The organism is Winogradskyella sp. (assembly GCF_025210595.1).
In the GTDB taxonomy this organism is placed as follows: domain Bacteria; phylum Bacteroidota; class Bacteroidia; order Flavobacteriales; family Flavobacteriaceae; genus Winogradskyella.
Genome location: NZ_JAOARH010000084.1, coordinates 1 through 12,151 on the forward strand (window position 1 = coordinate 1; position 12,151 = coordinate 12,151).

General features: G+C 31.7%; 12 protein-coding genes. 6 read left to right on the forward strand and 6 right to left on the reverse strand.

Features of this window, described 5'->3' with window-relative positions:
* Positions 1 to 18 precede the first annotated feature (18 nt).
* Entirely contained in the window at positions 19 to 564 is a 546-nt protein-coding gene (locus N4A42_RS08955) for a DUF4252 domain-containing protein (protein ID WP_294073021.1), read from the forward strand.
* Between the two features lie 26 nt (positions 565 to 590).
* On the opposite strand, the gene N4A42_RS08960 is transcribed toward N4A42_RS08955, so the two are convergent.
* The 3 genes from N4A42_RS08960 to N4A42_RS08970 all read right to left on the reverse strand — a co-directional run bounded on the left by N4A42_RS08960 (position 591) and on the right by N4A42_RS08970 (position 2,844).
* Positions 591 to 818, reverse strand: a complete 228-nt coding sequence (locus N4A42_RS08960; RefSeq protein ID WP_294073031.1) for a hypothetical protein — start codon at positions 816 to 818, stop codon at positions 591 to 593.
* The gene (gene purB, locus N4A42_RS08965) at positions 815 to 2,158 is read right to left on the reverse strand and encodes an adenylosuccinate lyase (RefSeq protein ID WP_294073034.1); all 1,344 of its coding nucleotides are present in this window, start codon (positions 2,156 to 2,158) and stop codon (positions 815 to 817) included. The genes N4A42_RS08960 and purB overlap by 4 nt, the downstream gene beginning before the upstream one ends.
* Positions 2,159 to 2,277: 119 nt before the next feature.
* Complete coding sequence (locus N4A42_RS08970; RefSeq protein WP_294073037.1) at positions 2,278 to 2,844, reverse strand: adenylosuccinate lyase; 567 nt, start codon at positions 2,842 to 2,844, stop codon at positions 2,278 to 2,280.
* A gap of 182 nt (positions 2,845 to 3,026) precedes the next feature.
* On the opposite strand from N4A42_RS08970, the gene N4A42_RS08975 reads away from it, so the two are divergent.
* The 5 genes from N4A42_RS08975 (at position 3,027) to N4A42_RS08995 (ending at position 6,243) form a co-directional block, all read left to right on the forward strand.
* Positions 3,027 to 3,500 (forward strand): heme-binding domain-containing protein, encoded by a 474-nt coding sequence (locus tag N4A42_RS08975; protein ID WP_294073040.1) that lies wholly within the window; start codon positions 3,027 to 3,029, stop codon positions 3,498 to 3,500.
* Between the two features lie 79 nt (positions 3,501 to 3,579).
* Positions 3,580 to 4,812 (forward strand): glycosyltransferase, encoded by a 1,233-nt coding sequence (locus tag N4A42_RS08980; RefSeq protein ID WP_294073043.1) that lies wholly within the window; start codon positions 3,580 to 3,582, stop codon positions 4,810 to 4,812.
* 196 nt (positions 4,813 to 5,008) lie between these two features.
* Positions 5,009 to 5,458, forward strand: a complete 450-nt coding sequence (locus tag N4A42_RS08985) for a hypothetical protein (RefSeq protein ID WP_294073045.1) — start codon at positions 5,009 to 5,011, stop codon at positions 5,456 to 5,458.
* Positions 5,458 to 5,658 (forward strand): helix-turn-helix transcriptional regulator, encoded by a 201-nt coding sequence (locus N4A42_RS08990; RefSeq protein ID WP_294073048.1) that lies wholly within the window; start codon positions 5,458 to 5,460, stop codon positions 5,656 to 5,658. The genes N4A42_RS08985 and N4A42_RS08990 overlap by 1 nt, the downstream gene beginning before the upstream one ends.
* A gap of 69 nt (positions 5,659 to 5,727) precedes the next feature.
* On the forward strand, positions 5,728 to 6,243 hold the full coding sequence (locus tag N4A42_RS08995; protein WP_294073051.1) for a hypothetical protein: 516 nt from the start codon (positions 5,728 to 5,730) through the stop codon (positions 6,241 to 6,243).
* A gap of 198 nt (positions 6,244 to 6,441) precedes the next feature.
* Here the strand turns inward: N4A42_RS08995 and N4A42_RS09000 are convergent, their stop codons facing one another.
* From N4A42_RS09000 to N4A42_RS09010, 3 genes are all read right to left on the reverse strand, one after another.
* Positions 6,442 to 7,116 (reverse strand): NAD-dependent deacylase, encoded by a 675-nt coding sequence (locus N4A42_RS09000; RefSeq protein ID WP_294073054.1) that lies wholly within the window; start codon positions 7,114 to 7,116, stop codon positions 6,442 to 6,444.
* Positions 7,117 to 7,285: 169 nt separating this feature from the next.
* Positions 7,286 to 10,720, reverse strand: a complete 3,435-nt coding sequence (locus N4A42_RS09005) for a Calx-beta domain-containing protein (protein ID WP_294073057.1) — start codon at positions 10,718 to 10,720, stop codon at positions 7,286 to 7,288.
* A gap of 182 nt (positions 10,721 to 10,902) precedes the next feature.
* Positions 10,903 to 12,084: a hypothetical protein gene (locus N4A42_RS09010; protein ID WP_294073060.1), complete on the reverse strand. Its 1,182-nt coding sequence runs from the start codon at positions 12,082 to 12,084 to the stop codon at positions 10,903 to 10,905.
* Positions 12,085 to 12,151: the final 67 nt, after the last annotated feature.

The window sequence follows — 12,151 nt, forward strand, 5'->3', positions numbered from 1 at the left end:
AAAAATGACTAATTAGTTATGGTACAGTCAATCAAAAAAACAATAACAATGTTGCTTTTGGTTGTAGCTTTTACAAGTTGCAACCAAGGGCCAACATTACAAACTTACTTTGTAGATAACGAACTTAAACCAGGATTTATATCTGGAGATGCACCTGCTAGCTTACTTAATGTAGAAAACATTGATCTTACTAAAGAACAGAAAGAAGCTTATGAGTCTATTGATAAGCTTAACTTTTTAGCCTTTACAATAGATGAGAGTAATAAGGAGGAGTATAAAGTTGAATTAGATAAGGTTAAAACCATTCTAAAAGATCCTAGATACCAAGAGTTAATGCGAGGTGGTAATAGCACTGATGGTAAATTTACAGTAAAGTTTATTGGCGAAGTAGAACGTATTGATGAGCTTATATTATTTGGAAATGCAAATGATAGAGGTTTTGTTGTGGCTAGAGTACTAGGTGACGATATGAATGCAGGCAAATTAATGTCTCTTCAATCTGTATTGAAGGATATGAATTTTGACGACACTAACTTAAATGGTCTAACAGACTTTTTTAAATAAACTAATTACTAACAATTATTTAAATGTTAATGTAAATCGTCTTGAAGTTTGTCTTCAGGACGGTTTTTTTTAGTGTCGTTTTTTAAAGCATTCCAAAACGCGATAATAGTTAAAGCTCCATAACCCAAAAACAACAATACTTTAACAATAAAATATTCTAATACCTTAAACATTCCTGCAGCAAAAAAACCGACTACAACCGTTGTAACCAATAGTAATGCAACAGTATTTTTGTTTAGAGGAAAGAGTCTCATATACCTGTGTAATTACTTGGCGAAATTGCTTTTAATTCAGATTTTATAGTGTCAGAAACTTCTAAAGTATCAATAAAGTTAGATATAGATACTTGGGTAATCGCTTCGTTAGTTCGTGTTAGTCCTTTTAATGCTTCGTAAGGATTAGGATAACCTTCTCTTCTTAAAATAGTTTGAATTGCTTCAGCAGCTACAGCCCAATTGTTTTCTAAATCTTCAGCAAATTTACTTTCGTTCAGTAATAATTTATTTAAACCCTTTAAAGTTGATTTAAACCCAATAATAGTATGTCCAAAAGGCACGCCAACGTTACGTAATACAGTACTATCTGTGAGGTCTCTTTGTAAACGAGAGATTGGAAGCTTTGCAGATAAATGCTCAAAAATAGCATTTGCAATTCCTAAGTTACCTTCACTATTTTCAAAATCAATAGGATTTACTTTATGAGGCATTGCGCTACTTCCAACTTCACCTTTTTTGATTTTTTGCTTAAAGTAATCCATAGAGACGTAGGTCCAGATATCACGATCCAAATCTACCAATATCGTATTGATACGTTTTAACGCATCAAACAAAGCAGCCATATGATCATAATGCTCAATTTGAGTTGTTGGAAAAGAGTGTTGTAAACCTAAGGTCTCTTGTACAAATTTAGTCCCAAAAGCTTTCCAGTCTATATTAGGATATGCTACTTTGTGTGCATTAAAGTTTCCGGTTGCACCACCAAATTTGGCAGCACTTGGTACGTCATTTAATAAATTAAATTGTTCTTTTAATCTTACTATAAAAACATCGATTTCTTTTCCTAATCGAGTAGGAGAAGCAGGTTGCCCATGCGTTCTTGCTAACATTGGAACATTTTTCCATTCTTCAGCAAGTTCTTCTAGTCTATTTAAAACTGTTAAGTATTCTGGTACATATACATCATTCATAGCTTCCTTTATACTCAAAGGAACAGCTGTATTGTTAATGTCTTGAGAAGTTAAACCAAAATGAATAAACTCTTTATGTTCAGATAGACCTAAAGCATCAAATTTTTCTTTAATAAAGTATTCAACAGCTTTTACATCGTGATTGGTTACTTTTTCTATTTCTTTTATTGCAGAAGCATCAACAGGAGAAAAGTTTTTGTAGATAGCTCTTAAATCTTCAAAAATAGAGCTAGAAACAGATGTTAACTGTGGTAAAGGCAATTCGCAAAGCGCGATAAAGTATTCAATTTCTACTAAAACACGATATTTAATCAATGCTTCTTCCGAAAAATAATTACCTAAAGCTTCTACTTTAGATCTATATCTACCATCTATTGGTGAAATTGCGCTAAGTGCTGTAAGTGCCATATGCTCTCTTAAATTTTTTGAAGCCTCAAAGATAAGGAAGTAAGTTTAAAAGTGTATAGATAGAAGTATAAAGTTTAAAAGAAATAGAACTTAAATACGTTACGTTTTTTATTACATTCTTATTTATTGATTTTTTCGAGAATATGCCTTGCTCTTGCTTTAAAGCCAGAGCTTTGCATGGCATAATCTCGTTCTAAGATTATGGCAAGTTCTGGGTGAATCCAATCATGGTCTTTTCCAAATAAGAACAACGTATTCATAGAATACGCTTTTGGTGCTATTTTATGTTGAGGCTCTATCATATAATCAAAGCAAACTTCTATAATACGTTCTTGATAAATAGGTTTTAAGGCTACTTTTACTAAATTATCCGTTTTGGCATAGTATGCTTTTGCCAAATACTCACAAATTTTTGCAACAGGTCTTATGGCAGATTGATGATGTACCAACCTCATGTTTTTTGTAAAATACTCTAAATACGGAAGAGCTGCTTCTAAATTTTTACCACACATAAACTCAAATACCCAAGCTGCTCTATGAGAAGATTTATCATCAACCATAAACATAATGTCTAAAAAATGTTGAATATAATCTGGATTATCTAATAAAAGTGATGCAAAATAGCTGCGATTATCGCGAGAGTGATTAACGTAATTTAATTCTTTATAAAGCTGATTTTTGGTCAAAATATGGTGTATTACACAATGCGTTTTATGCTTAGATATTACATTTAATGGCTATAAAAGCAATTAAAGCATAATCTAAGAGCTTAAGTGTTAGTAAATTTAAAGTCTATCTGTTTTCTATGTAATTTTCTTTCGAAAATCTATTAAACTAATGTAAATTTAAACTTCTAAATTAATTAAATATGAAGATTTTAAAAAAACTCTTATTATTCCTTTTAGTTGTATTTGTAATAGCTCAGTTCTTTGGGCCAGAAAAAAATGATGGAGATATTACTTCGGTAGAAGCTTTTTTTACAGATACTAATCCGCCAGAAGATGTAAAATTGATATTAAAGAACGCTTGTTTAGATTGCCATAGCGATCACACACGTTATCCTTGGTATAGTAGTATTACACCAGTTAATTATTGGATGGCAGACCATATAAAACATGGTAAAGGAGATTTTAATATATCTAAATGGAATGATTATTCAGATAAGAAAAAAGACCATAAGCTTGAAGAACTTGCAGAAGAAGTAGAAGAAGGTCACATGCCATTGCCAAGTTATACATGGACGCATAGCGAAGCAAAACTATCTAAAGAACAAATAGAAGCTGTTGAAGCATGGGTGAAAACGGCAAGAATTAAATATGTCTTCTTAAAAGAACCTCAGTAAAAATGAATCATCAAATTTCAAAAACTAAATTCTAAAAGAAAATACTAGAATTGTGATTTAGTTTTTAGAATTTTACCATATGAACAAAAGGTTATTAATTATTGGGTTTGTATGGCCAGAGCCTAAAAGTTCTGCTGCTGGTAGCAGAATGTTACAGCTTATTGAGCAATTTAAAAACCAAGATTATGCAATTACATTTGCCTCTGCTGCTAATAGGTCTCAAAACACTTATGATCTATCTCAAATAGGAGTAAAGACCCAAGATATTCTTTTGAATGATAGCTCGTTTAATGATTTTATAAAAGGTTTAAAGCCAGATGTTGTGTTATTTGATAGGTTTATGATTGAAGAGCAATATGGTTGGCGTGTAGCAGAACATTGCCCAGATGCATTACGTGTTTTAGATACAGAAGATTTTCATGGTTTGCGTAAAGCTAGAGAGCTAGCACTTAAAAATGGTGTTGAGGTAAAGATTGAGCATCTACAGAATGATACCACAAAGCGCGAAATAGCAAGTATGTATCGTTGTGATTTAAGTCTGATGATTTCTGAGGCTGAGATTGAAATTTTAACAAAGCAGTTTAAGATAGATAAAAGCTTACTCTATTATTTGCCATTTTTGTTAGAACCTGTTTTAGAACACCAACAAAATCAGTTGCCACCTTTTGAGCAGCGTCAACACTTTATAACCATTGGTAATTTTATACATCCACCAAATTACGATGCGATTCTGTATTTAAAGCAGCATATTTGGTCTAAAATTAGGGAGCAATTACCAAAAGCCGAATTACATATTTATGGAGCTTATGAGTCTCAGAAAGTCACCCAATTACATAACCTAAAACAAGGATTTATTATAAAAGGCTTTGCAAAGGATGTGAATGACGTTATGCAAAATGCCAAAGTTTGTTTAGCGCCTTTACGTTTTGGTGCAGGTTTAAAGGGAAAATTGGTAGATGCCATGCAAAACAGAACACCTTGTGTGATGTCTAGCATCGCAGCAGAAGGTATGTTTGGAGATTTTCAATCTAATGGTTTTATAGAAAACAAGCCAGAAGCTTTTATCCAAAAAGCAATTGCGCTTTATACAAATGCAGACGTCTGGCAAAATAAACAAAAAAATGGTTTTAAAGTTTTAAATGAACGCTTTAATAAAACTCACTTCCAAAGAGAATTTGCGCGTAAAATTGAAGATTTGAGAAAGAATTTAAAAACCCATCGTCAACAAAATTTTATTGGTAACTTATTACAACACCAAACGCTGCAAAGTACTAAGTATTTAAGTAAATGGATAGAGGAAAAGAATAGATAAAGGATATAATTTCTATTCTTTTTAGAGACCAATCTTTTTAAGCTTTAAAACCATAATCTTTATTACTATTTAGGAACATTCATTGAATTTTATCAACTCAATATTTTGTTAAAACTCTTGTTTGAAATCAAAATGTAAAATATATTTGCTATATGGTAAAATTATCTTTACTTAATGTAAAATATATTTGTCAATTATGAATACAGAAAAATTAATCGATTGTGAGCGCAATCGTCTTTTAAAAATAGGCAAGTTTAGGTTGTCTCATCAGTTTATGATAATTGGTTTAGCTATAGCAATACTATCAATAATTATGATGTTTTTTAGAGCATTTGCTATGGATGGTGATACAGAATGGTTAAAGTTACTGCTACAAAAAGTCTTGCTTATTGGTATGCTAATTATGTCTCTTTCTAAAGATAAAATAGAAGATGAGATGACCATAAGTCTAAGAGCACAATCTTATGCTATTGCATTTATTGTTGGTGTTATCTATGCTTTGGTAATGCCTTATGTAGAGTTTGGGGTGTCTAACGTGGTGCATTCTGGCGGTGAAGCGTATAAAGAATTGGGAGATTTTCAGGTGTTACTGTTTATGCTTATGATTCAGTTAATGTTTTACCATTCTTTAAAACGTTATAGATAATGGAGAATACCATAAAAGTAGAGCGCGCTATTCTAAGTCTAACACAAGAAGATTTGGCAAAAAAAATAGGCGTATCTCGGCAAACCATCAACTCTATTGAAGCCAATAGATATGTGCCATCAACAGTATTGGCTTTAAAATTGTCTAAAGTGTTTAATAAGCCAGTTAATGATTTTTTTAAACTGACTGATCAAGATTAATTTTTAGTGTTTTGATGACGTTTTTCTAAACTTTCGATGTAGTAGTGTATAATCAAAATCAATACTATCATGAAAGTTAAAATTCAATTATTATTAGTCTTTATTACTTGTTTAATTATTGCTTCATGTTCTTCAGATGATGAAGGAAATGTAACATTAACACCAGAAGGGCAATGGTTAGTAAGCTCACTTTTAGTAGAATCTTCTTTCGATTTTGATGGTGATGGTAATGCATCAAGAGATTTGTTTCAAGAAACATCTTGTTATGATGGTAACTTTATTGAGTTTTTTGATAGCGGTAATGTTACAATTGATATAGACTTTACTTACATTTTTGTGAATAATAATAATGAACAAGATTTTGAGTGCCAAAATGGTTTTGGGTTAAGCTCTACTTGGACACAAAATGGAAATGTTATAACAGTAACTAATGACAATGAACAAGGTAATATTGTAGGAACTATTTCTGGAAATACTTTAACCGTTACTATTCTTAATGGATTTGAAATGGAATTGTATGATGAAGTTAATAATCAAACAGTAGATGTTACAGAAGATTTTACTATTGTTTTCACAAAATCATAATTTTTTAAGTAAAATATTATTTATTTCTCAGATATATTTTAGCCTCTTAATTAGAGGCTTTTGATCTCTCTCTATTCTTTAAATATTATAAATTTCTTTTAATAGTTGCTTAACGGGAGAACTATTTTACTTTTTTGTCATTAATTTCGTCTCTCTATTTAGGTCATTTTTAAGATATTGATGCTTGTTTTTTTATAACTATTTTATAATATCTTTAAAATACTTCATGCCTTCTGTAGCAGTTTTTGCTATAACATTAATATTAGAGTTTCTTATAGTGGCAGGTTTAGGATCTATATAATAAATTGATGTATCTGGTTGTACATAATGCATTAAGCTCGCTGCAGGATAAACTTGCATGCTTGTGCCAATAATCAACAAAATATCTGCGGCATAGCATATTTTTATGGCAATATCCATCATAGGAACATCTTCTCCAAACCATACAATATGAGGGCGTAATTGATAGCCTTTATCACAAGTATCTCCGAGTTTAATATCTTCTGTCCAGACTTTAATATCCTTAGAGTTACCTGTACTACGTACTTTGGTAAGTTCACCGTGTAGGTGGACTACATCGCTACTGCCTGCACGCTCATGAAGATTATCTACATTTTGAGTAATAATGGTAACCTTATAGTCCTCTTCTAAGGCAGCTATATCCTTATGTGCTTGGTTGGGTTGTACTTCTTTTAGTTGTCGTCTTCTTTGGTTGTAAAACTCTAAAACCAGCTCTGGATTTTGTTTAAAACCTTCTGGTGAAGCAACTTTCATAACATCATGTCCTTCCCATAAACCATCATGGTCTCTAAAAGTTTTTACACCACTTTCGGCACTCATACCAGCACCAGTTAATACAACAATATGCTTCATGGGTTAAAAATAATCAAATTTGTGTCATTAATAAATATAAGCTAAGCTAGGCAATGTGTTGAGTTTGTAAAAATAAAGTGATGTGGTAATTGTCGAAAAGCTTAAAAAAACAAAAAACCTCTCACATTTTAATTAATGTGAGAGGTTTTTGTTTTAAGTTAATTAAAGTTTAATCCTTAATGATTTTTATAATTTTCTCATTGTTTTCACTTTGTATCTTTAAGAAATAAATACCGCTTGCAAATTCGCTTACATCTACTTCAATAGATGTACTGTCTATAGTTTTAGTGTACATTTGTTTACCAGAAATTGAAGTGATTTCTAAAGTATTGATAATTGAATTATTAGAAATTAAAAGTTTGTCTTTCATCGGATTTGGATAAACTGTAAGTGTATTAAATTCCTCATCATCTATACCTAAGCTTTCTACAAATGTTGTTGTCCAAGTATTGGTAATAATTGCAGGGTTAAAATCAAAGTAAATTTCTGCTGTATTTGGTATTACGTCACCAATTGCAAAATCTGGATGCGGTTTTACTTTAAATGTTATATAACCATGACCAACTTGAGAATCTCCATCCTCTTCAGATGGTGGTAACTGTATAGCATAGAAATTCCATTCTAGGTTTTTACCAACTCGCTCTAAAGTATAATCGTGGCTTGCATCTATCATTCTTAATGTGGTTTCGTCTAATTGATCGTCTAAAATATCTTCAACTCTAATGTTAATAGCATTTGCTGTTCCTGTGTTTTCAAAACGAATCGTATATGTTAGATAATCATCTGTTGTAAATGTAGAATGAACTATTTCAGTTCCATGTTTTTCAGTAATATCATTAGGGTCATAAGATCCTACAATAGTTTGTGTAATACTAGAGCTATTGTTTGAAGGATTAACTTCAGCTGGCAACATTTCAATTGTTGCTGAGTTTGTTACCAGTTGCCCAAGACTCACTGTTGGTAATGTAGGTACAGACATTTTAACTCTAAGTCTTCTTGTTTGGTATGGTAATAAATCATTGAAATCGTAAGTGAATCCTGTTGCTGTTATTATTGGTGTAGCAGGATTGTATTGCCACCAATTTTGTTGTAATTCGCTTACATCAATTAAGTTAAGCGCATTATCCATGAAAAATTCAATTGTAGCAGTATTTATAGTTTGGTTAGAATTATTCTTAAAAATTAAATAATTATAGTAATCAAACCCTGGTACAGCAGCATTAAAGGCTGAAACAACTTCAATAGATAAATCATCGTAAGGTGTTACGGTTATTGGAAAATCGTAAGTTGTCATTCCTGAGTTTTCAGGCACAGTAACATTAGTATAGCTTGCTGAAGTTGTATTGTAAGCTGCATATTCAGGATTAATTTCAAAATTTAAATCATAAGACGTTGTTGGGTTAGACTCGTATAAATAGTGTTGCCATCCATATAAATAATGTATAACTCCATCATTGTTGATTTCATAATTAAACTCACCTAAAGGGAAATTAATTTCATCGGTTTCTTGAGTTCCGTTTCCATTGGTATCTACAAAAGCATTGAATTTTATACCATCTGAATAATCTAAGCTAAAATCCTCATATGCCCAATCACTAACTTCATAACCATAATAAGTTCCATAAAAACTGATTTCTTCTTGATTGTTTCCATAATAGCCATAATTAATATCCTCTTGCGTTAAAACATGTGTTGCGGTAAAGGTTGTAGAGTCAGATTGTCCAGCAGCTAAACTTGCTAAAGGCCCTCCAACAATATCTAGTGAGTAATAAGTGTCAATAGTGTCTATGTCTGTAATTGGTGCATTACCATTGTTAGTTACTGTATATTCATATAATACAGTATCTCCAGCACTAGTATAGCCATCTCCATTAAAGTCTACAAAAGAGATTGCAATTGAGACATCTAATGGGCTTTCTACGATTACGGTAAAATTTGCAGTATCGCAACTTGTTGGGTTTGCAGACTCACATATTTGGTACTCTAGAGGGTAATATCCTATGGGAAGATTTGACGGAACGGTCAATAATCCAGATGCATCTAATGTAATGCCAAAAGTATTTGTTCCAATTAAGGATATGTTTACATCTGATGCATCCACAGGTAACCCTTCAAAAGTATCATTATCTAAAACCTGAAATGTGGTGCCAACTTCCACAATAGAAGTAATCACATCTGGTTGTGCGTTAATAGCATAATTATCTAAAATGACTGCTTCTGCTGTGTAGTTTGCATTATATGTATTGCCAGATGTAACTGCAGCATTAATAAATAGAGTTTCATCATCTTCGTCTAGCTGGTCTAAAATTGTCGGATAACTTAAAGACTCATTATAATTTATGATTTGTCCTGCAGGAATCGTCGTTGTAAGCGTAGATGTTGTATAGTCTAAGTTATCTGTAGTACCGTTTGTAGTGGTTATGGTTATTTCGGTATCAACTGGACTAGGGTGTCTTAATACAGGTCTAAATTTAAGGTCAAATCCTTCCACTGCTGCAAAACCATCACTTTCATTGTATCCAAGAGATTGTAAATAAAAGTCTGGTAAGCCATCATTATCAATAATACTTACAGTGCTAGTTTCAGTTGTGTTTGTTGTATTATCCGAAGTTGTATTGGCTGTAATGTTGAAATATTCTAAAGGCTCATCTAACGAATCATCTATAATATTAATTTGAAATGTAGCACTTATGTTACCTGCTGTTATAATTTTTGTTTGTGTAATATTTGTGTAATCTGAGTTGTCTGCTGTTCCGTTAGATGTTGTAATCTCTATAGCTACATCAGAATTAAAAACTCTATTTAAACGCGCATATACATATGCATTGTTGTAATTTTCGTAAGCAGTTCCGTCACTAATTGTAAATTCTGGTGTTGTATCATTATCTATTATGGTAACCGTTATTGCTATGGTATTGTTGGTTGTGTTACCTGAAGTTACTGTACCAGTAATGGTATAGGTTTCGTCTGGCTCAACAAGCGTGTCGTCTTGAGTAGCAATTGTAAAATATCCAGCTCTTTGTCCAGCTGGTATAGTTACGGAATTTGTTGTAGGGATAAAATCTGAAGCGTCTGCAGTACCAGCTGTAGTAGAAAAATCTACTGTAACATCAGAATTAAAATAATTACTTAAACGAATATTGAATAAGTAACTATTGCTTTCAACAATGCTTGGGGAAGTGGTATATGTTTCCACTGTTGGAGTTTCGTCGTTATCCCAAATAGTAATGTTACTCAGTACTTCGGTATTAGAAGTATTACCAGAAGTAACAGTAGCTTCTATTTGAAAATATTCATTGATTTCAATTACAGAATCGTTGGTTGTATTTATAGTAAGTGTATTACTACTTAATTGACCAGCGGGAATTGTAACTGTAGTTGTTAAAGGGGAATAATCGCTAGTATCTGCTGTATTATCTATAGTTGTAATATCTACAATAACATCAGTAGGAGATGCACTGTATAAGTTAATAGAGAACGAATAAGAATTGCCCTCAATAACAGAGTAACCATTTCCTCCGCCTGATAAATACACTATTGGATCTTGAGAAAAGCATACAAAGGACTGAAATAGGACTAAAAATAGAAGCGTAAATTTTTTCATCGTTGATTGTGTTTTGGTAAAAGATGAGTTTTATTTATAATGGTTGCGTCTATTTATAAGATTTTTCCTAAAAATAATGTTTTATAGAGAAAGACTTAAAGTTGCAAGTCATTACATTAGTATAACATCTATAATAAAAAAACTCCTACTATGAGCAGGAGTTTTGTTTAAGTTGTTGCTTATTAGCTGTTTAATCTGTAAGAATTAATAATGTCTTTGAGTTGTAATTTTAAGTCTTCACCAGAGTCATAGACCATTTGTTCATCGCTAGGAAAACGTACTTGTCTATGTCTTAGTAGATTTTTATCATCTCTATTTAATGCTCTTCGGTCTCCTCTATAGTGTCCAAAGATGTTTTCAAAAGTAAAACCGCTATCTATTGTAAAAGCATCTATTACTTGATTTTGTTTTAAATCTTTGTAAACTACATCTGCAATGACTTGTGCGGACTTGGTTTGCAAAACTTCAAAGAAACGCGCTCTTACATTTACAATCTTGTCTACTTTAATATCGTTTCCTAAACTATCTTTTGCCACATTACCATTATCGTCTAAAAGATATTCCCAACCATCAACAATTTCTTTTTCTCTTAGTAATTGTCTTTCATTAATTCGTTCTGGCGAAATGTTAATTTGCTTTAGTTGTAATTCCATAGCAAAATCATAATCTATATTATTATCTGCTACTACATGATACGTTGTCCAGAATTGATTAAGACCATAAGTGTTGAAATCTAATAATTCATTTTCTAAACGCTCTGGCATAATTTGATGTGTTTCGTTTTTTATAGATACATTAACGTAATCCATGCCTTTAATATGTGCTTCTTGCATCAATGCTATCACGTTTTCAAAATTTGGATTAATGTTATTTACATAATCAAAAAGATTATACGCTTCTCTTGCATTAAACTTTTCTTCAGTATCTAATAGATCTAAACCTTTATCCATTAAATAATCAGACGTTTTGTATCTATACTCAACTAATGCATTACTGTAATTATTAAACTTAAAAGTGATCAATTTCCCATTAATCTTCAAAGGTAAAATGCGTTTAATAGCGTTTTGTCTAGCTTCTAAATCTGCATAGCTTTCGTAAATGGTTTTGTATAATTCAGGATTGCCATCTTGTTTAAGATGTGCTATTTGTGTCAAATCTTCTGTTAAGACTTTATCATAAGCATCTTTTAACATAACGACGTAGGCCTGCTTACGCTTTTTGTCTTTATTGTTTTCTAATTTTCTTAAAGCTTCAGAAATTGCATGGTCATAATTACCATGACTAATAGCTTCTTCAATTTGTTTTTTGGCACTACAAGACACGAGTACCGAAACAAGGACTAAAAGGAGTAGTGATTTTTTCATAATCTCGTGTTTATTGGTTATACGTAGTATTAACCAATCTTTGTGCCAAACTAAAAAAGCGCTGATT